20 protein-coding genes and 2 pseudogenes are annotated in these 23,470 nt (G+C 60.2%); 3 read left to right on the top strand and 19 right to left on the bottom strand.

Annotated elements, in window-relative coordinates; all coding sequences use genetic code 11:
• Positions 1 to 92 precede the first annotated feature (92 nt).
• A complete protein-coding gene (locus tag ACNFIC_RS13620) occupies positions 93 to 1,283 on the top strand; it encodes a benzoate/H(+) symporter BenE family transporter (protein ID WP_138219486.1) in 1,191 nt (396 codons plus the stop codon).
• Positions 1,284 to 1,574: 291 nt separating this feature from the next.
• Here the strand turns inward: ACNFIC_RS13620 and ACNFIC_RS13615 are convergent, their stop codons facing one another.
• The 3 genes and pseudogenes from ACNFIC_RS13615 to ACNFIC_RS13605 all read right to left on the bottom strand — a co-directional run bounded on the left by ACNFIC_RS13615 (position 1,575) and on the right by ACNFIC_RS13605 (position 4,550).
• The gene (locus ACNFIC_RS13615) at positions 1,575 to 2,438 is read right to left on the bottom strand and encodes a methyl-accepting chemotaxis protein (RefSeq protein WP_416781375.1); all 864 of its coding nucleotides are present in this window, start codon (positions 2,436 to 2,438) and stop codon (positions 1,575 to 1,577) included.
• Positions 2,436 to 2,624, bottom strand: a pseudogene (locus tag ACNFIC_RS13610) (HAMP domain-containing protein); the annotation flags it as partial. The pseudogene ACNFIC_RS13610 and the gene ACNFIC_RS13615, both read right to left, overlap by 3 nt.
• Before the next feature lie 1,164 nt (positions 2,625 to 3,788).
• Positions 3,789 to 4,550: an SDR family oxidoreductase gene (locus ACNFIC_RS13605; protein ID WP_138219487.1), complete on the bottom strand. Its 762-nt coding sequence runs from the start codon at positions 4,548 to 4,550 to the stop codon at positions 3,789 to 3,791.
• Positions 4,551 to 4,726: 176 nt separating this feature from the next.
• Between ACNFIC_RS13605 and ACNFIC_RS13600 the strand changes: the two genes are divergently transcribed.
• The gene (locus tag ACNFIC_RS13600; RefSeq protein ID WP_416781207.1) at positions 4,727 to 5,728 is read left to right on the top strand and encodes an NADP-dependent oxidoreductase; all 1,002 of its coding nucleotides are present in this window, start codon (positions 4,727 to 4,729) and stop codon (positions 5,726 to 5,728) included.
• 65 nt (positions 5,729 to 5,793) lie between these two features.
• On the opposite strand, the gene pyrF is transcribed toward ACNFIC_RS13600, so the two are convergent.
• The gene (pyrF, locus tag ACNFIC_RS13595) at positions 5,794 to 6,495 is read right to left on the bottom strand and encodes an orotidine-5'-phosphate decarboxylase (RefSeq protein WP_416781206.1); all 702 of its coding nucleotides are present in this window, start codon (positions 6,493 to 6,495) and stop codon (positions 5,794 to 5,796) included.
• Positions 6,496 to 6,679: 184 nt separating this feature from the next.
• Between pyrF and ACNFIC_RS13590 the strand changes: the two genes are divergently transcribed.
• Positions 6,680 to 6,847, top strand: coding sequence for a DUF2897 family protein (locus tag ACNFIC_RS13590; RefSeq protein WP_138219490.1), 168 nt, complete (start codon positions 6,680 to 6,682; stop codon positions 6,845 to 6,847).
• A gap of 74 nt (positions 6,848 to 6,921) precedes the next feature.
• Here the strand turns inward: ACNFIC_RS13590 and ACNFIC_RS13585 are convergent, their stop codons facing one another.
• From ACNFIC_RS13585 to ACNFIC_RS13515, 15 genes and pseudogenes are all read right to left on the bottom strand, one after another.
• Positions 6,922 to 7,254, bottom strand: coding sequence for a ComEA family DNA-binding protein (locus tag ACNFIC_RS13585; protein WP_138219491.1), 333 nt, complete (start codon positions 7,252 to 7,254; stop codon positions 6,922 to 6,924).
• A 176-nt stretch (positions 7,255 to 7,430) separates the two neighbouring features.
• Complete coding sequence (locus ACNFIC_RS13580; RefSeq protein ID WP_416781205.1) at positions 7,431 to 9,458, bottom strand: polysaccharide biosynthesis protein; 2,028 nt, start codon at positions 9,456 to 9,458, stop codon at positions 7,431 to 7,433.
• Positions 9,459 to 9,549: 91 nt separating this feature from the next.
• Positions 9,550 to 10,560, bottom strand: coding sequence for an MraY family glycosyltransferase (locus tag ACNFIC_RS13575; protein ID WP_416781204.1), 1,011 nt, complete (start codon positions 10,558 to 10,560; stop codon positions 9,550 to 9,552).
• Positions 10,557 to 11,525 (bottom strand): UDP-glucose 4-epimerase family protein, encoded by a 969-nt coding sequence (locus ACNFIC_RS13570; RefSeq protein ID WP_416781203.1) that lies wholly within the window; start codon positions 11,523 to 11,525, stop codon positions 10,557 to 10,559. The genes ACNFIC_RS13575 and ACNFIC_RS13570 overlap by 4 nt, the downstream gene beginning before the upstream one ends.
• Positions 11,526 to 11,534: 9 nt before the next feature.
• The gene (gene wecB / locus ACNFIC_RS13565; RefSeq protein ID WP_138219505.1) at positions 11,535 to 12,662 is read right to left on the bottom strand and encodes a non-hydrolyzing UDP-N-acetylglucosamine 2-epimerase; all 1,128 of its coding nucleotides are present in this window, start codon (positions 12,660 to 12,662) and stop codon (positions 11,535 to 11,537) included.
• On the bottom strand, positions 12,655 to 13,665 hold the full coding sequence (locus ACNFIC_RS13560) for a polysaccharide biosynthesis protein (RefSeq protein WP_416781202.1): 1,011 nt from the start codon (positions 13,663 to 13,665) through the stop codon (positions 12,655 to 12,657). The genes wecB and ACNFIC_RS13560 overlap by 8 nt, the downstream gene beginning before the upstream one ends.
• Positions 13,666 to 13,904: 239 nt before the next feature.
• Entirely contained in the window at positions 13,905 to 16,400 is a 2,496-nt protein-coding gene (locus ACNFIC_RS13555) for a hypothetical protein (protein ID WP_416781201.1), read from the bottom strand.
• Positions 16,401 to 17,084: 684 nt separating this feature from the next.
• A complete protein-coding gene (locus tag ACNFIC_RS13550; protein ID WP_416781200.1) occupies positions 17,085 to 17,942 on the bottom strand; it encodes a dTDP-4-dehydrorhamnose reductase family protein in 858 nt (285 codons plus the stop codon).
• Between the two features lie 27 nt (positions 17,943 to 17,969).
• Entirely contained in the window at positions 17,970 to 19,451 is a 1,482-nt protein-coding gene (locus ACNFIC_RS13545; protein WP_416781199.1) for an oligosaccharide flippase family protein, read from the bottom strand.
• Entirely contained in the window at positions 19,448 to 19,816 is a 369-nt protein-coding gene (locus ACNFIC_RS13540) for a hypothetical protein (protein ID WP_416781198.1), read from the bottom strand. Before ACNFIC_RS13540 ends, ACNFIC_RS13545 begins: the two co-directional genes overlap by 4 nt.
• Positions 19,817 to 19,862: 46 nt before the next feature.
• Positions 19,863 to 21,089, bottom strand: a complete 1,227-nt coding sequence (locus tag ACNFIC_RS13535) for a glycosyltransferase family 4 protein (protein ID WP_416781197.1) — start codon at positions 21,087 to 21,089, stop codon at positions 19,863 to 19,865.
• Between the two features lie 15 nt (positions 21,090 to 21,104).
• Positions 21,105 to 21,515, bottom strand: coding sequence for an FAD-dependent oxidoreductase (locus ACNFIC_RS13530; protein ID WP_416781196.1), 411 nt, complete (start codon positions 21,513 to 21,515; stop codon positions 21,105 to 21,107).
• Positions 21,512 to 22,726 carry a glycosyltransferase family 4 protein gene (locus ACNFIC_RS13525; protein ID WP_416781195.1) on the bottom strand — a complete coding sequence of 405 codons (1,215 nt, stop codon included), beginning with the start codon at positions 22,724 to 22,726 and terminating at the stop codon, positions 21,512 to 21,514. The genes ACNFIC_RS13530 and ACNFIC_RS13525 overlap by 4 nt, the downstream gene beginning before the upstream one ends.
• A gap of 98 nt (positions 22,727 to 22,824) precedes the next feature.
• Positions 22,825 to 23,064, bottom strand: coding sequence for a hypothetical protein (locus ACNFIC_RS13520; protein ID WP_416781383.1), 240 nt, complete (start codon positions 23,062 to 23,064; stop codon positions 22,825 to 22,827).
• A gap of 14 nt (positions 23,065 to 23,078) precedes the next feature.
• Positions 23,079 to 23,324: pseudogene (locus ACNFIC_RS13515) on the bottom strand (transposase); the annotation flags it as partial.
• Positions 23,325 to 23,470 lie beyond the last annotated feature (146 nt).

Genomic DNA, 23,470 nt, shown 5'->3' with positions numbered 1-23,470 from the left:
ACGGCTAATTGCAATGCCTGCTGTATCGCAAAGATCACGCCAGGGCACGGTAGCCTGAAAAAAAAGCTTACACCTGTACAAGGATTCACCCCATGACCGATGTCACTTCTGCCCGCTTGCGCCCCCTGGCAGACAGCTCTCCCTCGGCGGTGGTCGCCGGCTTCATCGCGATGCTCACCGGCTACACCAGCACCCTGGTACTGATGTTCCAGGCCGGCCAGGCCGCAGGCCTGACCCAAGGGCAGATTTCTTCGTGGATCTGGGCCCTGTCGATTGGCATGGCGGTCTGCACCATCGGCCTGTCGCTGCGCTATCGCACCCCGATCACCGTGGCCTGGTCGACCCCCGGGGCGGCGCTGCTGATCACCAGCCTGGGCGGCGTCAGTTATGGCGAGGCGATTGGTGGCTACATCATCTGTGCCCTGCTGGTGCTGATTTGCGGTGTGACCGGTAGTTTCGAGCGCCTGGTCAAGCGCATCCCGGCATCTCTGGCCTCGGCGCTGCTGGCTGGCATCCTGTTTCGCATCTGCAGCGAAATTTTCGTTGCCGTGCAACACCAGACGTTACTGGTACTGAGCATGTTCATCAGCTACCTGGTCGCCAAACGCCTGGCCCCACGCTACTGCGTACTGGCCGCGCTGTTGGTGGGTACGGCCCTGTCCGGCGCCCTCGGCCTGCTGGACTTCAGCGGGTTCCACCTGGAGGTCGCGACCCCAGTGTGGACCACGCCCAGCTTCTCGCTGGCGGCGACCATCAGCATCGGTATTCCGTTGTTCGTGGTGGCCATGACCTCGCAGAACATGCCAGGCGTTGCCGTGTTGCGCGCCGACGGCTACGCGGTCGCGGCTTCACCACTGATCTCGGCCACCGGCCTCGCCTCGCTGTTGCTGGCCCCGTTCGGCTCGCACGGGATCAACCTGGCGGCGATCAGCGCGGCCATCTGCACCGGGCCACATGCCCATGAAGATCCGACCAAGCGCTATACCGCAGCAGTCTGGTGCGGGATCTTCTACGGTATCGCCGGCATCTTCGGAGCCACCTTGGCCGCACTGTTCGGCGCCCTGCCCAAGGAACTGGTGCTGTCGATCGCTGCCCTGGCGTTGTTCGGCTCGATCATGAACGGACTAAGTGTGGCCATGGGCGAGGCCCGTGAGCGCGAGGCAGCGCTGATCACCTTCATGGTGACCGCCTCGGGGCTGACCCTGTTCTCCATTGGTTCGGCGTTCTGGGGAATCGTCGCGGGGGTGATCACCTTGCTGATCCTGAGCCCGCGCAAGGGCTGAGAGGATGGCACCGGCTACGCCGGTGTTCGCGGGACAAGTCCGCTTCTACGGAACAAATCATAACTATCTGATTTAACAGAGAACTCTGTGGGAGCGGGCTTGCCCGCGACCACCGGCGAAGCCGGTGCCATGCACCGAGTCGCCTTCTTCGCGGTGGTCCGGCACTCCGGCAAGCCCGCTCCCACAAGGTACGTGGCGTACCTGCAATAGCAGTTCTATGCGCGACAGCGCGGCCCTAAAGGGCTGGGTGATCTCCTACAGGCGCAGCGTTGGATTCAGGCTTCACGCCTGTCAAAGCCGGAAGTGCCCCACCATCCCCTTCAGGTCATCGCCCAAGCGCGCCAGCTCGATGCTCGAACGGGCGTTGTCCTGCATCGCCAGCGCTGCCTGATCGGCGCTGCCACGAATCTGCGTGACGCTGCGGCTGATCTCCTCGGCCACCGAACTCTGCTGTTCGGCCGCAGCGGCAATTTGCTGGTTCATCTGCTGGATCACTTGCACCGCAGCGGCAATGCTGCCCAACGCGCTCTCCGTCTGTAGCGCATCGGCCACCGCCAGGCGCACCAACTCGGTACTGCCACGGATCTGCGTCACCGACTGTTGCGCGTTGCCGCGCAAGCTCGCGACCAGCCGCTCGATCTCCTCGGTAGACTGCCGCGTGCGTCGCGCCAGGGCCCGCACCTCGTCGGCCACCACCGCGAAACCGCGCCCCTGCTCACCTGCCCGCGCCGCTTCGATGGCGGCGTTGAGCGCCAGCAGGTTGGTCTGCTCGGCCACGCTCTTGATCACCTCCAGCACATCGCCAATGGTGTGGATCTCGGCGCTGAGGTTGTCGATACCACTGCTGGCCGTTTCGGCAGCGCTCACCAGTTGCTCGATCCGCTGCATGCTCTGGCGCACCACCTCCTGCCCCGAGCCGACCTTGTCGTCAGCAGCCTGGGCGGCTTGAGCCGCCTGCTCGGCATTGCGCGCCACATCATGCACGGTGGCGGTCATCTGCTGCATGGCGGTGGCTACCTGTTCGGTTTCATCTTTCTGGCTACCCACCTCGCGATTGGTCTGCTCAGTCACGGTCGACAGCGCCTGGGCGCTGCCGGCCAGTTGCTCGATGCCCTGTTGCAGGCCGCTGACGATACCGGTCAGGCCTTCGGCCATCTGCTGCATGGCTTGCAGCAGTTGCCCGACTTCGTCGGTACGCGGCGCCTCGGCTTCGATGCCCAGCTCGCCGGCTGCGATGCGTCGAGCACGCTCGATCACCCGGCGCAGCGGCGCGACCACCGCACGGGTGATCAGCCAGGCCGCCAGCACGCCGACCAGCAGCGCCAGCCCCGTGGCCCCCATAATCGCCAAGGCATTGCGCGCAAGCTCACCCTGCATGGCCTGCTCCTGGGCTGCATAGGCGTGTTCGACCCGCGCGGTGACCTGGTCGGCGCGGGCTTGCAACTGCGTCTTGATGCCTTGCTCCTGGCCGAGCAGGTCGGTGTATTCGTTGAGCTTCTCGGAGAAGCTGGCGATATGCCCGGCCACCTCGCCCAGCACACTCTGGTAGCCCGGATCGGCGATACTGCCCTTGAGCTGCTCGACCAACTCGGCCGCCTCGACGGTCTGGGCGATGCGGCCTTGTTCGAGTTCCTCGCTGCCTTTGCGGCTTTGCTCCAGGCGCACGCGGGCTTGATCCATGGCCTGCAGCATCAGGCGCGAGACCTGCGCCACCTGCGCCGACTGCTCCAGAAACTCACTGCCCTGCTGCCCCTGGGACTGCTTGAGGGTGTAGGCACCGTCGTCGGCAAGCCCTGCCTGCAAGACATCCAGGTTGTTGGCGACACTGGAGACCGCCCAGCTAGCCGTATCCAAGGCCAGCTCCTTGGCCTGCACGGCCTGGACGAACTGCTCGAACGCCTGGGCGTAGGCCGTCAGGTCTTGCTCGGCGGCCGCAAGCGCCGGCAGACCGCGCGCGCGCTCGGTCAGCGCTTGCACGCCAGCACGCAGGGCGTCGGCCTCCTTAGTGTCCGAACGCAGGGCGAAGCCTTGCTCGTGCTGACGCAAACGCAGCAGATCGGTATTGAACTGGGTCATCTGGCGCAACCCGTCGAAACGCTGGCCGACGTGGGTCAATGCGTACACCCCAAGGGCCGCCACCACCAAGGTCAGCAACAGGACCAAGGCGAACCCAAGGCCAAGCTTGCGGGCCATGCCCAAGTTGGCCAGCACCCCGTACCTGGTCTTCGTCACCATCAGCGATTCCCCCTTGCCGTGTCGGGCATGTCCAAGTAGCAAGAGTGACAACCGCCAGCGCCCCCTCACAAGGCCCTGGCGCCAGAATGGTGTCATTTAGCTATGAACGTGTCGTTTTCAGGCCAATGTAGGTCGTCCTACATACCGGAAGAACGCTTGGGCACGCACGTCCTGTGCATAAGCGACATTGATCCGAATACCCAGCATGCCTGGGCGCAATGCTCAAGCGCCGCAACAAGGGCTACTTCGCTTAATGCAGCCCAGGCAGCCTCAGATCGCCAGCGCGCCACCGTCGACGGTCAGGCTATGCCCCGTGGTGAAGGCAGCACCGTCGCTGCACAGATACAACACAGCGCTGGCGATTTCCTCGACCTTGCCGATACGCCCGACCGGGTGCATCGCCGCCGCGAATTCGGCCTTGCGCGGGTCAGCCTCGTAGGCGCGGCGGAACATGTCGGTGTCGATCACCGCCGGACACACGGCGTTGACCCGAATACCCTTCTTGGCATATTCAATGGCCGCCGACTTGGTCAGGCCGATCACTGCATGTTTGGAGGCGGCGTAGATGCTCATCTTGGGCGCTGCCGACAAGCCCGCCACAGACGCGGTGTTGACGATCGCGCCGCCGCCTTGGGCCACCATCAGCGGCAATTGGTACTTCATGCACAGCCACACGCCCTTGACGTTGACCCCCATGATGGCGTCGAACTGCGCTTCACTCCCCTCGGCCAGGCGCCCCTGCTCGATCTCGATGCCCGCGTTGTTGAACGCATAGTCCAGGCGACCATACGTCTCGATGACCTGCGCGTGTAACTGGCGCACGTCGCTGTCCTGGGTGACGTCGCAGGCCACGAACAGCGCCTGGCCACCGGCCTCACGGATCAGCGCCACGCAGGCTTCGCCACCGGCCGCGTCACGGTCGGCCACCACCACCTTCAGGCCAACGCCTGCGAATGCCAGGGCCGTCGCCCGGCCAATACCGGCTGCACCACCGGTGACCAGGGCAACCTGGCCAGAGAAAGTCATGCTCATCACGGGCTCCTGCTGTGGACTGTCGGATCGAGGCTGAGTCTAGTCAGGCGCCTCTCGAGCTGGGCAGCATCATCAGGGTTGCGGTTAGACTACTATCGTTTGCGGTGATCTTGCGTGACGCAGCCCATCAGTAAGGTCGATCATCACCGCCCATGCTTTGTTCAGGAGCCTCCAGCATGTCCTACAGCAACCGACGTTTTCTGCTCGCCAAGCGCCCGGTGGGCGCGGTACGCCGCGACGATTTCAGCTACGAACAGGTGCCTGCCACCGAGCCCGGCGCAGGCCAGGTGCTGGTGAAGAACCTGTACCTGTCCCTGGACCCCGCCATGCGCGGCTGGATGAACGAAGGCAAGTCGTACATACCGCCAGTGGGCCTTGGCCAGGTCATGCGCGCACTCGGCGTCGGCGAGGTGATCGCCTCGAACCACCCTGACTACGCGCCCGGCGACCACGTCGGCGGCGCCCTCGGGGTGCAGGACTATTTCACTGGCGAGCCCCAGGGGCTGCACAAGATCGACCCACGCCTGGCGCCCCTGCCGCGCTACCTGTCCGCCCTGGGCATGACCGGCATGACCGCCTACTTCGCCCTGCTTGACGTCGGCCAGCCCAAGGCCGGTGACACCGTGGTGCTGTCCGGCGCCGCAGGCGCGGTCGGCAGCATCGCCGGGCAAATCGCCAAGATCAAAGGCTGCCGCGTCGTCGGTATCGCGGGGGGCGCACAGAAGTGCCAATACCTGATCGATGAACTGGGCTTCGACGGGGTCATCGACTACAAGGCAGAGGAGGTGCTGGCCGGCCTCAAGCGCGAATGTCCCAATGGCGTGGACGTGTACTTCGACAACGTCGGCGGCGAGATTCTGGATGCGGTACTGTCACGCCTGAACTTCAAGGCGCGCGTGGTGATCTGCGGCGCCATCAGCCAGTACAACAACAAAGAAGCAGTCAAAGGCCCTGCCAATTACCTGGCACTGCTGGTCAACCGTGCGCGTATGGAAGGCTTCGTGGTGATGGACTACGCCAAGGAGTACGGCAAGGCCGCACATGAAATCGCCGGCTGGCTGGCCAGTGGCAAGCTCAAGAGCAAGGAAGATGTGGTGGAGGGGCTGGAAACCTTCCCCGAAACGCTGCTCAAGCTGTTCAGTGGTGAAAACTTCGGCAAGCTGGTGCTCAAGGTGTGAAACCCGTACCGAGGTACGCCGGCACCCTAGCGCGGGTGCCGACCTGAGCCGCGGTCAGCGCAGGCTCAGCCGCGAATTTCGGCGACCACCGCCGCCAGTGCTTGGGCAGGATCCGCCGCCTGGCTGATCGGGCGACCGATTACCAGGTAGTCGGAGCCAGCATCCAGCGCCTGGCGCGGGGTGAGGATACGGCGCTGGTCGTCCTGGGCACTGCCCGCCGGACGGATGCCGGGAGTCACCAATTGCAGGGACGGATGCGCAGCCTTGAGCGCCGGAGCTTCCAGGGCCGAGCACACCAGACCGTCCATGCCGGCCTTCTGCGCCAGCGCCGCCAGGCGCAGCACCTGCTCCTGCGGGTCGACGTCCAGGCCGATGCCAGCCAGGTCCTCGCGCTCCATGCTGGTGAGCACGGTCACGCCAATCAACAGAGGCTGTGCACCGCTGCGCTTGGCCAGCTCTTCACGGCAGGCCGACATCATGCGCAAGCCGCCCGAGCAGTGTACGTTGACCATCCACACGCCCATTTCAGCGGCAGCCTTGACGGCCATCGCGGTGGTGTTGGGAATGTCATGGAATTTCAGGTCGAGGAACACCTCGAAGCCCTTGGCGCACAGCGTCTCGACGATCCCGGAGGCGCTGCTGGTGAACAGCTCCTTGCCGACTTTCACCCGGCACAGCGCGGGATCGAGTTGGTCGGCCAGCTTCAGGGCGGCGTCACGGGTGGGGAAATCCAGGGCGACGATCAGGGGCGTCTGGCAGGCGGACATGGGCAGCGGTCTCTTGGCAAGTCTTGAACGGCGCGCATTGTAAACGAAGTGGCGCAGGCTTTGGGGGCCGTGGGTCACGAGAATTGGCTGGGCCAGTGGCCACTTCTATAATGGAACCATCCCGCGCAGGCATGGCTCGAATGTCATGAAAGCGCCGCCCTACATGCTCTGCAGGAGAACTTCGATGCCTTGGTATGCCTGGTTGATACTGTTGGTTGCCCTCGGCTCCATCGTCGGCGGCTTGATGATGCTGCGTGATACGGCCAAGAAACTGCCGTTGACCGAGGAGCAGTTGCGCAAGGTGCATGAGCGCAATGCCGAGGCCGATGCCAAGGATGCGCAGGATCGATAACGTTTGCGTGACGGCAAAACGTGAAACCGGTTGGCACGAGGCCAACCGGCAAGCACATCATACAGCCGTGTGTATCACTTCACTTCAAGCTTGCCGCGGTTGCGCTCAAGCAGGGCCTTGCCAATGCCCTTGATCTCCAGCAGCTCATCCACCGAACCGAAAGGCCCATTGGCTTCGCGATAAGCGACGATGGCTTCGGCTTTGGCTTTACCGATGCCGTTGAGCTCTTTTTGCAGCGTCGCGGCGTCTGCATCGTTGAGGTCGATCAACCGCTGTTGAACCTGCGGCATAGCCGGTGCGACCTGCTCGGTAGGCGGCGTCAATGCCGTGGCGGGCGCCGCAGCAACCGAAAGGGATAGACACGAGAAGAGCGGCAGCAGCAGATAGCTCAGTACGGTGTTTCGCATGGTGAACTCCTTGATCGATGATGAAGATTGCAGCGTTCCGTGGCTGCACGTGAACCCTATACCTTCGGATCTCAGAATCAACACCAAACGGCCAAACGCAGTGTTACCAGATCATACTTTCCCTTCACGACCCCCGCCGCGGGCCGCTCTGGGTCAATCAGGCAATATGTAAGCAATCATTCGGGCAAGCTTGTTTTCTGCCAGCCGTATACCTCTTGGCAACGTTGCTGATAGATCAAATCGACGATTTCTCCGTCCGGCGTATAGCCGCTCACCATCTCACGCAGCAACTGCCGCGCCCGAACGTAATCGTCTTCCTGGACCGAGGCCAACAACAGCACCAAGCGCTCCTTGAGCACCTCCCAAGCCAACAGGTCCTCTTGCGCACTCATGATCATCGGGTGTTGGGTCGACTCGACGTTATCGCCGATCAATAACTCCTCATAGAGCTTTTCGCCTGGGCGAAGACCCGTGAATTCGATAGCGATATCACCTGAAGGGTTGCGCTCACTGCGAACACTCAATCCAGACAGGTGAATCATTTTCTCCGCCAGCTCGACGATTTTGACCGGCTCGCCCATGTCCAGCACGAACACATCGCCGCCCTGCCCCATCGAGCCGGCCTGAATCACCAACTGCGCAGCCTCGGGTATGGTCATGAAGTAGCGGGTGATTTTCGGATGGGTCACGGTGAGCGGACCACCGGCCTTGATCTGCTGACGAAACAGCGGGATGACCGAACCAGAAGACCCCAGCACGTTCCCAAATCGCACCATGGTGAAACGGGTAGCGTTGACGTGCGGGACCTTGTGACTATCGCCCAGCAGCACTGGCGAACTCTCACGGCTGAGGGCCTGAAGCACCATCTCGGCCAAGCGCTTGGTACTGCCCATCACATTCGTAGGGCGCACCGCCTTGTCGGTGGAGATGAGCACGAAATTGGCGACCCCGGCTTGCAAGGCCGACTGCGCAGCGTTGAGAGTACCCATCACATTGTTGAGCACACCTTCTGCAATGTTGTGCTCGACCATGGGAACATGCTTGTAGGCTGCGGCGTGGTAGACGGTTTCGACACGCCAGGTATTCATCACGTGCAACAGCTTGGCGGCGTCACGTACCGACCCGAGAATCGGCAGCAAACGCAGGTTCATCGACTCGCGTCGGCAGCGCTCTTCAAGTTCACCCATAATACTGTACAGGTTGAACTCACTGTGTTCGAACAACAGTAAAGTGGTCGGCCCCAATCCCATGATCTGGCGGCACAACTCCGAGCCGATCGACCCGCCCGCGCCGGTGACCATGACCACCTTGCCGGTGATGCAGCGCTGCAACAGGCCAGCCTCTGGCGGCACGGCGTCGCGCCCAAGCAGGTCTGCGATATCGACCTCCTGGATGTCATCCACCTTGACCACACCACTGGCCAGGTCCATCAGGCCTGGCACGCTGCGCACATGCAGCGGGAAGCCTTCCAGGTAGGCCAGGATCTCACGGCGGCGAACCCGACTGGCCGACGGAATGGCCATGAGAATCTCCTGGGCGCCCGTCGACTCAATCATGTGCTCGAGCCTACTCGGCTTGAACACCTGCAAGCCGGAGATCACTCGCCCCGCAATGTCTGGGTCATCGTCAATGAAGGCAACCGGCCGCATCGAACGCCCCATACGCAACGCGGCCAGCAGTTGATTGCCTGCCGCACCTGCACCGTAGATCGCCACTTTCGTCAAATGGTCATCTTTGCTGGTGAACGGAACATGCTGGGCCGCAGCGAACCAATCCCCCAGGAAATACTGACGCATCAGCAGGCGCAGGCCGCCCAGCATCACCAGACTCAGCCACCAGTAATTGAAGACGATCGAGCGCGGCACCAGGGTCGCGTGATTGCTGTACCAGTAGACGATCAACGCCAACAGCAGGGAGGACAGCCCGACCGCCTTGAAGATGACCATCAGCGCATCATTGCCGAAATAGCGCATTACCGCCCGATACATACCGAAACGGATGAAGATCGGGATGGCGATCACCGGCGCGGCTAGAAATAGCCAAGGGTGGTGTCTCAGCGGATTACCGGCGTCGTCCAGCCCGAGTCGAACCACAAATGCCATCCATAACGCCACCCAGACCAACACTAGGTCGGTGACCACTTGTAGTGCGCGCTTTTGGCGGCGCGGCAGGCCTAGCAGGCCGCTTCTCAATTTTTCGATCATCAGACTTGGTTCCGCCTCCGCGTCCCGCGGATATGACGTTAACTCCAGAAAACCAGGCTTGTAACGACGTGCAGCTCAGCGCCGCACCCCCTCAAGACTCGCGCTCGCCCGCGCGGTAGAACAGCGCCAGGACCAGTAATGGCAGGTAGGCAATCAGCAGGCCCAGCAGACCGTCGACACGCTGCAACACCACGGCAGTTGCAATCGGCAACAGCCAGAACAGGTTGATTACCAGCACGCCCAAGGTCACCGGCAGATGCCGCCTGTGGCGCCGCGAGGCGAACTGGTAGGCATGACTGCGGTGCGCCTCGTAAACCTTGTCACCGCGCAGCAGGCGCCGCAACAACGTGTACGTGGCGTCCACCACGAACACGCCGAGCAGGATCAACCACGCCCACAACAATACACTCGACTGCCAGGCAGCGATGAGAGTCAACACGCCGAGCACCATACCGAGGAAACCGCTGCCCGCATCGCCCATGAAAATACGCGCAGGCGGGAAATTCCAGAACAGGAAGCCAACCACGGCACCTGCCAGCAGCAACGGCGCCCAGATCAACGTGAACGCCCCCGACAGCCAGTACAACAAGCAGGCCCCCAGACAGGCGGTAATCGCCTCTACGCTGGCGATACCGTCGATGCCGTCCATGAAGTTATACAGATTGAGCATCCAGACCAGGTACAAGGCAGCCAGAACATGACCGAGCCAACCCAGCGACACAGTGCTGCCAAAGACCTGCAACGGTGGTAACCCGCCGATCCAAGCCAGCGCCCAGCCTGCGGCACAAAAGTGCCCAAGCAAGCGCCACCGTGCGGCTATGTGGCCATGGTCATCCATGAAACCGATGATCGCCACCAATAACCCCGACCCAAACAGCGCCATCAGCGCCGCATTGTCGAGCAAACCCGCCCACGCCAACAGCGGCTGCACCAACAGGAATGCGGCCACGATCGCCACCCCACCGCCGCGCGGCGTAGGCAGTGTATGCGAGCTGCGTGCATTGGGGATGTCGATGATGCTGCGGGCAAGCGCATAACGGCGCAACAGCGCTGTCATCGCCAACGAAAAGACCACGACCAGAGGAAACAACCAGTAGATCATTTGCGAACAGAATCCTGAAAGTGCCGCGCAGTAGCCACCAGCGCGGCATCAACGCTGACCGGAGGTACCCAGCCCAGCAGTTGGCGGGTTTTATCGATATTCACCACCAGCGAACCACACAGGCGCTGCGAGAGCGCCTTGCGCCCCACGCAAGTCGCTCCCAAACGCAGCAACCAGGCAGGAACGGGCAGCAGCCAGGCACGCTTTCCCAGCGCAGCGGCCATGCGCTGTAACAGTTGGGTGGTCGACAGATCCTCACCGTCGCTGGCCAGGAACACTTGATTGGCCGCTGCCGGGTGCGCCAGGCACGTCACCACCAGATCCACCAGATTGTCCAGGGCGACCAGACTTCTGCGGTTATCGATGGCCCCGAACGGCAACGCCACGCCTCGATTGAGCCAACGCATCATCGACAGGAAGTTGGCTTTCACACCGGGCCCGTAGACCAGTACCGGGCGAACGATCACCACTTCGATCAAACCTTCGGCGGCCAACTGCAACAACTGCTGTTCGGCCTCATGCTTGGAGACTCCGTAAGGATCTCGTGGCGCTGGCACATCGTCAGCACGGTACGCACCGCTCGGAGCGGTTTCTTCACCATTGACCTTGATCGAGCTTATGAAAACGAAGCGTCGCACGCCGGCGGCGGCTGCCTGACGGGCAAGGTTGAGGGTACCGCCGACGTTGACTTGGCGAAATGCCGCAAGCGGATCCTTCTCGGTATCGTTCATTACATGCACGCGCGCAGCCGAATGGACGACCACGTCGACCCCAGACAATGCTGCCTGCCAGCCATCGCTTACGGCAAAATCCTGGCATACCACCGTCTGCGCAGCAGCCGGTACGCTCGCCGCAGCACTGCGCACGGCACACACCAGCGCGCAATCGCCATCAGCCAACAAACGCCGGGCAAGTGCCGAACCGACAAAGCCGGTCGCGCCGGTGAGAAAAACCCGCCGAGCCATACCCGCCACTCAGGCTTTACGCCAGACAGTACGATTGATGTAGTCGGTATAGCTGAGCACCACCCGCACTACCTGCTGCGAAACCGGGCCGCCTTCATAGTCCGGGACCACAGGAATCTGCCGCTGACCTGCCTGGTGCTGGCTGGTGATCACCTTCACTGCGCCCAGCACCGAATCGGCCTTCAACCCACTCATGATCAACGTGCCCTCATCCATGCCCTCTGGACGCTCATGGGCGTTGCGCAGCGTTACCGCCGGCAGGTTGAGCAGCGAAGCCTCTTCGGTGATGGTGCCGCTGTCAGAAAGTACGCAGAATGCCGACATCTGCAACTTGATGTAATCCAGCAAACCGAATGGTTTGACGAATCGAATCAAGGGGTGGTCGAGGTTCTCACCGAGGCTTTCCAGGCGCTTGCGCGTGCGCGGATGCGTCGAGACGATGACCGGGTAACCATACTGCTCTACCAGGGCACGCAAGGTTGCCAGCAAGTCACGCAGGTTATCCGGGCTATCGACGTTCTCTTCGCGGTGCGCGCTGACGATGAAGAACTTGCCCGCTTCCAGACCACTACGTACCAGAACGTCAGACGCCTCGATCTTGGGCATGTAGTAGTCGAGCACTTCATGCATGTGCGAGCCGGTCTTGATGATGGTTTCCGGGCGGATACCCTCGGCGATCAGATAACGGCGGGCATGCTCGGTCAACACCATGTTGATGTCAGACAGGTGGTCAAGGACCTTGCGATTGAGTTCTTCCGGCACCCGCTGATCGAAGCAACGGTTGCCCGCCTCCATGTGGAACACCGGGATCTTGCGGCGCTTGGCCGCGATCACCGCAAGACAAGTATTGGTGTCACCGTACAGTAGCAGGGCGTCGGGCTGCTCCAGCTCGAACACCGCGTCGGCCTTGGCAATCACTTCGGCGATGGTCTGAGCCGCGGTTTCACCGGCAGCGCCCAGGAAGTGGTCGGGCTTGCGGATTTCCAGATCGTCGAAGAACACCTGGTTCAATTCGAAATCGTAGTTTTGCCCCGAGTGTACCAGCACGTGATTGACCTGACGGTCGAGTTCGGCAATCACTCGGCTCATCTTGATGAGTTCGGGGCGAGTGCCGACCAGCGTCATGACCTTAAGCATTCAGTTGCTCCTTGATGTAGTCCAGCTTCAGCAGCAACTGCTTGACGCCTTCGACGTCCAGGCGCTCGGTATTGTGCGAGGTGTAGTCTTCCAGCTCGGAGATCTTCTCCTCGCCCTCGACGAAGTACTTCTTGTAGTTGAGGTCGCGATTGTCGGCGGGGATGCGGTAGTAGCGTCCCATGTCCTCGGCCTTAGCCATCTCCTCGCGGGAAACCAGGGACTCGTAAAGCTTTTCACCATGACGCGTGCCGATCACGCGCAGCGCACTGTCGCTGGTGAACAGTTCCTTCAGCGCCTGCGCAAGATCACCGACCGTCGAGGCCGGCGCTTTCTGTACGAACAAGTCGCCCTGCTGGCCGTACTCGAAGGCGTGCAGCACCAGGTCGACAGAGTCTTCCAGCGACATCAGGAAACGGGTCATGGCAGGATCGGTAAGGGTCAACGGCTCACCGCTGCGCATCTGCTCGATGAACAACGGAATCACCGAGCCACGCGAGGCCATCACATTGCCGTAACGGGTTGAGCACACCACCGTGCCGCCCTGCGGGATCATCCGCGACTTGGCCACCACGAGTTTCTCGGCCATGGCCTTGGAGATGCCCATGGCATTGATCGGATACACCGCCTTGTCGGTAGACAGCACCACGACCCGCTGCACACCGCAGGCGATCGCAGCGTTTAGCACATTTTCAGTGCCGATGACGTTGGTGCGCACGGCCTCCATCGGGTAGAACTCGCAGGAGGGTACCTGCTTGAGCGCCGCGGCGTGGAAGATATAGTCGACGCCAACCATCGCCTGCTTCAGGCTGTCACTGTCACGGACATCACCGATGTAGAACTTGACCTTGTCATTGGCCAGGGCGATACGCATGTCTTCCTGCTTTTTCTCGTCTCGGGAGAAAATGCGGATTTCACGCACATTGGTATCGAGAAAGCGCCGCAACACCGTATGGCCGAAGGAGCCGGTGCCTCCGGTGATCATCAATACCTTGTCATCGAACATAAAACCTTCCCAACTGGTGCGTGCAACCGTCGAGGTGCACGGAATGAAATGAACGCATGTCGATTTTGATGCCAGACATGCCCAGGGCGTCACCCAGGCTTGAACAAAGCCTTGCACACCAACCGAACGGACAACGCGGTGCCATGCGGCCACTCATGGCGCACCTGGCGTCGTCACGAGCGCCACATGATACAGGCTGTTGCATGGGCTTTGCGAAGCTCGCCGCAACATCGTCGAAATCAACCGCGATAACCCCATGCGTAGCGCCATGCTGGTCGATCCACGTGCGAGCCAGGGGCCTGCGTCAAGCGCCACAGCCAGGCCAGTAGCATCCCCCACAGGAAGAATGAAACGATCCCAGGGTAAGGCTGGCGCATGCCGACCTTGAAAGAGTTGTCGACCAGCAGTGTAAAGAGCAGCACACCCACGACTGCCAAAACACCGGGTTCGGCAAAGATACCTCGTCGATTTTTCCAGACACCGTGCAAGGTATACAGCATTAGCGTAAGTAACGGCAGCAAAGCCAAGAAGCCAAAATTATACACAAAATCGAGATAGTAATTATGCGCGCTCGGGTAAGACTTCCTCTCAGGCGGATGCTCGTGACCCAACAAAAACGCACGCCAACTCTCACTTACTCCGATGTAATAGAACGTCCAGTACTTGAGGCGCTCCTGCACATTGGGCGGTATGCTTGCCTGCGGCGGCAATGGTGCTTGAGCCACTGGAGCAGCCGGAGCAAGTTCAGCAACAGGAGGCAAAAGGTTGTACTTGACGGCGAACAGCTTGCTGCCAGCGGCGTGCGAGAGCCCCAAAGCCATGCCTACCGCCACTAGAATACCCAGCAGCAAAGACCGCAAGTAATCGATGCCGAGCAAAAAATTAACCGCGATAAAAATCAAAACCCCTACCGGCAGCAACACCAACGCCAGCATTGAGAACGAAAGTGCTACATAAAGCCCCATCAGCCCACCCAGCACGAGTAGCCAGCCATACAGGGAGGTCTTGCTCCAAAGCGCATAAAGTGAAATTAGATAGCCACCAGCAAACACCACCGGGACATATTGCAAGTTTTGATAAACACTGAAAAACATGGCCGAATGACTCAGGATACGCTGAGACGACGACAAAGTAGCCACCACCTGCAGCGTGGCGACCACCAGCAAGACAGCGAGCAGCCCAAGCGCAAGACACTGCAACGCATCCTTCGCACTGCCCACCTGCACACCCAGTACCAACGCAAACATGGGTAGTACATACTGGACCAGCAGCAAAAGCTTGCCAACCTGGCTACCTGACTCGAAATTCTCTGCCAGCGACAAGACGCTCACCCACATCCCGATGAACGTGAAAAACACCACCACCAATACCCTGCGCGCCTGTGCATAGCGCCCAACGAGCAGCACGCCTAGATAGCAAAACACGACAGAAACGGGGACTGGGACCGACATCAGCTGAGAGCCGCTATCCTGATAAAGCCCCCCTTGATAAATACCACCGCCGAGCTGAATGAACATTGGCGTGAACAACCCCAACACCAAGAGGATCATCACACCTCTTACCACCTGCTTGCGGGTGCAGACGTCAGCAAGGCGGGTTGAGAGTCGAGCACCACCGACCTTACCCAAGGCGACAAACCAATCTTCGCTTAGATAGAACGCGAGCGAAAGAATCGCTCCGATCAGATACAAGCTCACCAACGCGGCCTCGCCACCGGCGAGAAACAATAGCGGCACGCATCCAACCAGCAGCATGTTCGCCAGAACATCAGAGCCAAACACATCACGCCCCTCGTGTGCCTGCAGCCACTGCAAGCGCACACGCTGAGCCAATACCATGACCGCCCCTCCCACCAAAGAGCAACTGACAGCCATCCAGAAAAGATCACTCTTGGCAGTCCACGCCAACAGATCCGGCACCCACCACAAGACAAGCGCCAAACCGGCCCCAGCCAGGAACACGGTCATCAGGAGGATATTGAAGAACCTGATGAAACGCCCATTCAACAGGGCTCGCTCGTTACGCACCATCGTAGGCCCCAGCGCCTGAGCGAATACCGAGCCCATGATGCCGCCGAGGGCGAACGCCGCAAAAAAATCACCGGCCACTTGCTTGCCAACCAGCAGGATGATGAACAAGCGGAAAACATAAACAGAGACACCGATTGCCAACGTCGAACCGAAGTGAGGCAACAAACCGCGCAAGCTTCCAGACAGTGACGCGTCGCGTGTAAACGCCTGCCGAAGTAAATCACTACCGAGGCAACTCAGCAGAGGCGAGCATGCCCAGATGAACATCGCAGCAGTTACGGCAACATCCAGAACAATCGCCAGCGACACGCCCACCAACGTAAGGCATTGACAGACGATGAAGGAAAACGCACTGCCACGCTCGTTGTAACACTCCCGCTCACTCAAAAATACCTCAGCCAGCCACTCCGAGGCCCGCCGCAGAATAAGCAGAGCTATGAACGCTGCGCCACCTTGCGCACCACCAACGCAGGCCACCCACGCTAAAAGACACAGCGGCAGCAGCAACCACAAGCGCAGGCGCAGAACCCGCGCCGCCCAGGGAACGGCGGAGTCCGACAGGATCAAACTACGGGCATTACCCGAGAACGAGTAGAACAAGGCAACAGTTGCGCCATGCACCAGCCCCACTTCGGCTGCCAACTCCGACTGCCCAAACACACTGAGCACGATGGTCAGCACCATCATGGCAAACAGGTTGGTCATTATTGCTAGCGAATATGAAAGCACGGGCATTAAAACCTTCTCCGAGCCATAAATTTCCCCATGACCACCTGCACAACACGCCAGCCATCCCCGACCACAGGACATTAAATTTATAGAGCCAATCCACTGGGCGCTTAAGCCAAGAGTACTTCCCTCTTAAAAACGACCAAAACAACAAAGATCGAAAACAGAAAGCCCAAGCAATAAAAAGCCACTGACGGATTACTCATAACGAGACCCGGCACAATGAAAGCAACTGAAAACCTATCAGACACAAAAGTTTCAGCAGACCGAAATAAGCGGACAGCCATCGAGAAATTTAGTTTAAAAACACAGCAAACTTAGCTGTACAGGCCGACAAATATACACGCATAGCCCGACACATCCATGCAGCACGGATAAAATCAGAAGTTTCCTACGCGATCGGGCTTTTCGCTGCACCAAGGCCTATTCAGATCGCCCACACCACGCTTGCTTAGCAAAAAAGCAATATGGGCGACGGGGGGGCATTGACACGCCAACCGGTAACAGGCTGCCCGGCGCGCACAAAGGAAAGCGAAACTATTCTGCAGTGCAGACGCGGCGTAGCGCCAAGCACTTACCACGCAACCCGCAAGTAAGGGGACAACCTGCTGGTGCGCTTGCAAAGAGGCGCCACAGCAGGTCGAAAATCAGCGGAAACAGTCAACGCCCGGCGTGCATCCGACGAATCAACTCTGGCCACTGCGGCGCAACATACCCGGTCGCTTGCTCGAAACGACTGCCGTTCAGCGAGCGGTCGATCACCAAGCCTGCATCCGGCCGAATATCGATCTGCTTGCCATATTCAGCAGCCACCAGCGCCAACAGATCAAACTTGGCAATCGGCTGCGCGGCAACGTGGTAAAGCCCATGGAGCGCCGGGTTCGGCACCACGAAATCTTTCATTACCCGTGCCAGTTCGACAGTCGGCAAACCGGAGAATATGGCCTTGGTGAACCCTCTCACGCTACCTTGCTGGGACAGGAACCAGTCGACCAGCGCATGGCTGGAGCCCAGCTCATGCCCGATGATTGAGGTGCGCAGGGTGATCGCGTTGGGCGCGTCATGCAGTTCGCCGATATACTTGGATTTACCGTACAGGTCCTGCGCATTGGAGAGATCGCTTTCCAGGTAGTTGCCCTGGCGCCCGTCGAACACGCAGTCGGTACTGACGTGGATCAGCCGCGCGCCAGCCAAATTGCACATCCGAGCCAGGCGGTGAGGCAACATGGCGTTGATGGGCAGCGCAGTAAGCGGGTCCTTGGCATCGGCCAACTGCTTGATCAGGCCGACGCAGTTGATCACTACATCGGGACGTATCTTGCCCAGCACCGCCGCCAGGGCATCCTGGTCGAGTACATCGATACCGCTGATCAGGCGATCTTGGCTGACCTGGGGAAAGTGACGCAAGGCCGCCTGGCCGCGCAATGAGCCCCATGTTTCGTGCGCTGGGTCTGCACCAAACACACGAAAAACGGCATTGCCCAGCATGCCGGTTACACCCAGAACCAGAATTTTCATCGCTTCCCTCAAAAAACTGAGGCCGGCTCAGCGCCGGCCAGTAAACCGCTTCAAACGCCCCAACGCTTGAGTGACCAGGTGCCGAGCAAAATCGCGCTCGGCTCGCTGCATGATGCTCCAGCTGAACAGGCAAGCCGGAATGATCATCAGCATCGACCAAGAGAGGATCTGTCGCTCATGCCAGCACAGCCAGGAGGCCAGGATGATCAATGCCAGCGCGGCAAACCACTGGCCGACCCGACGCACTGGAAGCCTTGCGCCATATACTCGCCACAAGCGCCAGCCAAGGAATACCAGGTACGCGATATAGGCCAGCAGATAAGCCACGCCGACCCACTCGATGCCATAGGGCAGCAACAGCAGCGCGACAGACACAAAGACCAGGCTCCAGAGCCCTGCGGCCAACGAATAGCCTTTCATGTCGGCGCGGGCCATCAGCGCCGTAGACATGACCCAGCCCAACACTCGCACAAAGTCGCCTAGCAGCACCCAGCGCAACACGTCGAGCGCCGGCATGAACGCCTTGCTGAACAACAGGTTCATCACCAGCGGCTTGAATACCACCAAGCTGACGACCAGCGGCAAGGATAGCATCAAAGCAAAGTGGAATGCCTTGGACAGTGCGGCGTGCAAGGCATGGCCATTCTCCGTCTTGCTCAACTCTGGCAGTAGGTAGCTTTGCAGCGAAGTCAGAAACAATGCCAGGTACATGGCACTGATGCTCCACGCCGCATCGAACTGGCCGGCCCCTTCCAGGCCATACAAGTGCACGGCACTTGCCCGGACCACCAGGATGCACCCCATGGTCAGCATCAGCGATAACAGCGACGGCAGTGCCACCTGCAAAAAACGTATAGTCGACTCACGGCTGGCGCCTCTGGGCGCAAGCTTGGCGAGGCTGTCGAGGTAGCCGAGCCGACGCACATCGACAAGTGCGACCAGCAGTGCCGGCACCAGCCCCCCTCCCACCATCAGCACCAGCAGTTCCGGGTATCCCCGACTGAAAGCCAGCCCCGCCGGCAAAGCGACCAACGCCGCCCCCAGGCCGGTGAGCAGGTTGATCAGCGCCACCGAGCCGTACTGCATGTCCGCCGTCAGTACCCCTCGCAGGAAGAACAGCAGCGTTCCGAGTGTGATGGGAATCACCAGCCAGCGCACTGCCGAGGCATAATCCCCGGCCAGCGCAAAATCGGCGATCAGATCAGCACCGGCAAGCACCGCACCGCCGATGAGCAGGCTCATGGCCAGGAACACGTAAAGCGTGGAGAGGAAAAAGCGCTGCCGGGCAGTTCCGGTGTGGCTGCTCATGCCCTGCACAACGGCGTTCTGCCCGCCTACCGAGGCCGCCGACGAAAGCATTTGCTGCAGTTGACGCAGCATCGAATACAGCCCCACACCCGCCGGCCCAGTGAGGACTGCCAGCAGCTTGACAGCCAACGCGCCGAACAGCAGGCCGAAAAACTGCCCGCTTGCGGTCTTGAACGTCGAAATCACCATCCCAGGCCTCATCGCGCGGTCTCCTGGCCGGCAATACTGCGGTTTGAAGGCGTGCCTGTCAGCCGTGACAACACCACGTAGATAAATAGCCCACCACTGAGTAGTGTCGCGGTAAACGAACTGACCGAAGCAACTAGCAAACAGACAATGCTTGCCAGGATCAGTGCACGACGCGCCATGGAAAGGTAGAGCCGGGAAAAATAAGGAAAACTAATGCCGTAAGACAAAATGAAAAGAAACAGCAAGACCAGGAAATCCCGAGAGGATTCATCTCTGAACAGGTAATGCCCCAAACATGCGGCAGGCAGGTAGATCGCCAATATTAATAATATTGGCATATACCTTTTAACTTGCTCCGAAACAAAAAACGAAATCATTTAAATACACTCATACATGAAAATCGCTTGCCAAACATTACCGCTATCATTCTTGCGCAATGGTACCTGAAAGGATATGTACTAGCCTTTGAACTTGGGCGCTCATCTCGAAATGTTGGTCGAAGTAGGCCCGCCCGGCGCTCCCCATCTGTTCGCGAGCGGATGTATCCATGGCCTTGAGCTGACGCAGGTTATCCACCAGTGCACTGGCCTGCTCGGCCGCCGACGCCATACCGGCGCCGGCCTCGATCACCACCCGTGCACCTTCGCCATTGAGGCTGGCCGCTATCGGCCGACCAGCGGCCAGGTATGCCTGGATCTTGCTCGGTACGGTCTGGGCAAAGATGTCCTGGTCGCTCAACGAGACCAGCAGCACTGCAGAGCGCTCAAAGATCGCCGGCATCACCTGCATGGGAAACCGCCCCGGCAGAATCAGATTATCAAGGCCCAGAGCCTGCTTACGCTCCTGCAACCAGGCCAGCCTGCTGCCGCTTCCCACCAGGACCAGGCGCAGGTCGCTATCGTCGCGCAGTTGCACGGCCGCCTCGACCAGGGTATCCAGCGCCTGGGCGGTTCCCAGGTTACCGGCGAACACCACGCAGAAATGGTCAGCTAACACCTCAGTCAATGGCTCGGGTAATGCCGAGTTTTGCGCCATGGCGCGTGAATCCATGGAGTTGGGAAAGTAGAGGATCTTGTCGCGGGCCGCGTAGCGCGATACCGGTTCGACGAAGGCACGCGACTGCACCAGCAAGGTGTCGCAACAGCGGTAAATACCGCGCACCAGCCAACCGACCAGGCGCAGGGCATGGCGGTTGCGCACGAAACCGGTGGCCGCCAGGCTCTCCGGCCACAAGTCCTGCACCCACAATGCCAACCGGGCCCCCTTGAGCCACTTCAACGGTATCGCTGGAATGGCCTGGAGTATGGGCGACGGCGCGAACACTAGGATCGCGTCGAACTGACGCTTGCGCAGCAACCAGGGGAGGCAGAATAGCCCCGCCAGGACGAACGACAGGTAGTTGAGAATGAGGTTCTTCGCCCCACCCGCCCCCCGGGGCCACAGCGGTACACGTACGACATCGACACGGTCGAGGTAGCGCTCGCGCTGCGTGCCTCCCGCCTGGTAGCCATCGAAGATGTCGCCATCCGGATAGTTGGGCTTGCCGGTTGCCACAACCACTTCATGCCCCTGCTCGTCGAGGGTGCGCACGATGTCGTTGATGATGAAACTTTCAGGCCAGAAATATTGCGAGAGAACGAGGATCTTCATGGGGCGCCAGGAAACTCAGTCAGATAGCCGGGAAACATGCTGTGCAATTGCAAGGCTTGCTGTCAGCCCGGGTGATTCAATTCCGTAAAGATTAACCAACCCAGGCAAACCATATACTTCTGGCCCCTGGATCATGAAGTCCGCAGCTGGCTGGCCTGGAGCGGAAAATTTAGGCCTTATCCCACTGTATCCGGGAAACAGCTTCTTCTTATCAATAGAAGGGAAATATCTCTTGATAGCGTAGAAAAATCCCTCGCAAAGAGACTTGTCCACCCGGTAGTCCAGCGACTGCGTCCAGGCGACATCAGGCCCGATCCGGCACTGCTGCTCGACCAGCATGACGCTGTTGCCCTGGCGGGCCATCTGCGCGGCGCAGGCCAGGCCGATGACGCCCGCGCCAATGACCAGGCAATCGATATCTGTCATTTACTTTTGTCCGGTTCCGGGCTCGAAGGGTATGGCACGAGTTGCAGGTACAGCTGATGCACTCGCTCGGCGTTAGGCAGGATCGCGAAGTTGTCCTGGGCCCATTGCCGAGCCTGACGCCCCAGGGCCAGGCGAAGCGCCTCGTCTTCGACCAGGCGTTGCAAGGCATCGGCCAGTAATTCAGGGTCGGGCCGGGCAATGGCCAGACCGGTAACCTCGTGGATGATTGCGTCCTCCACTGGGTTAGCGACTGCCACCACACTGGGAATCGAGTAGAACGCCGCCTCGAAAACCGGTCGGCCTGCCGCATCCAGATGCGATGGAAAGCACAGGATGTCGAGCTGCGGATAAAGGGTCCGCACATCCCCCACGAAGCCCAACAGCCGAACATGCTCATGCAGCCCATGCTGCTCGACAAGACGCTCGAGGTCAGCCCGGACATCACGGGCAAAACCCAACCGCGCGAGCACCCATGCCTTGAGCCCTGACAGCTCTCGAGCGTTCTCCCCAGCGATTAGACACTGCAGCCTGACACCCCGTTGCTTGAGTATGCGCATGGCCTCAACCAGCTCGTAGACCCCCTTGAGGGCAATCAATACACCAAGGAACCCCACGCTCACGGGCTGCGCGGCTGCGCGCGGAACAGGGCCTGCGACAGGGCCATCGATACCCAAGCCATTGTGCACCACCGTGACCGGCAAGCACGGGTCCAGCGTCGCAGCCACGGTATGGTCGATGGCAACCACGGCGTCGGCGAAGCGATGCAGCCAGCCATTGATGACCCGGGTACGCAGATCCGCCCCCGGTGCCCGTTGTAGTGAACGAACGTGAACCACCATTGGAACCCGCAGCAAACGCTTGGTCAGCAGGGCCAGCGGCAGCAGCGTGATTTCGTTGACATGCAGCAGATCGAATCGCTCGCGGCGCAAGCGCCAGATTGCTACCAGTGAGAACGGCAGCAGTAGCAGCTCACGCAGCAGAATAATCCAGCGCAGCCGACGATAATGACCATAACGGGTATTGTCGAACTGGCTAAGCCCCTTGACGGTTCGAACAGACATGCCAGCCTTGGAGAATGCCGGTACGGCGCTCCCCCCCGGTGTCAGCACGGTACCCTGAACGCCCATCGACCTCAGGCAGGTGAACAGCTCGATCAAACTTTTGGAGGCGCCACCAAAAGCGCCCGCCGGGTGCATAAACAGCACCTTCATGCCTTCCCCCTCAAATACCGCTCCTTCCCGAGCCTGCGCGCCGAAACCTGCAGATTTCGGCGTATGCTTTCATTGTTTTGCCGCCCATGCACGCGGTTTCAGGCCAGGCGTGCCAGTTCCGACAACAGTCGCTCACCGTCGTGTTCATAGTTCAACTCGACTGCAGCGGCATGGGAAGCCTGCTTGAAGGTAGCCACAGCCTCCCCATCCTGTAATTGCAGCGACGCAGCCAGGGATTTGGCGGCAAAGGAGTCGGCGGCGACCCCACACTCATAGGGCCGCAAAAGTTTCGCCATTTCTGGCGAAGTGCCGATCGCCACGCCCAGGCAAGCCTGCATAAACTCGAAGAACTCGTTAGCCTCTGCACGGTGTTCTTGGCCACTCCACGAAAGCGTACTTTCTCATAGCCAAACTGACGCTTGATCACCCGGAACGGATGCTCGACCTTGGCGCGAGCCTGGGCCTTTGCTTTCTCGATCTTGCGCAGCACTTTGTACAAGACACTGTCCTCTCCGTACTTTTTGTACGTGCTGCGCCGGGCTGTAACCTGCCAGATGACTTCACGCTCAGCGTGCTCTTCGCGCTTCTCGACACCGGTGTCCATGGTGCAACGTGGGTATTCAGTTGCTCGGCAACGTTGCTGAGCTTGCCACGGGCGAGGTTGTCGTAGATAACGACCTGTTCGACGCCTTCCTTGAGCCGCTCGGAAACTACGTGGCTTCCGTGAAACCGGCGCCGCCGATG

Origin of the sequence: Pseudomonas sp. NY15463 (assembly GCF_048068415.1) — a bacterium.
Lineage (GTDB): Bacteria > Pseudomonadota > Gammaproteobacteria > Pseudomonadales > Pseudomonadaceae > Aquipseudomonas > Aquipseudomonas mosselii_C.
This window is presented reverse-complemented; position numbering and strand designations above follow the sequence as displayed.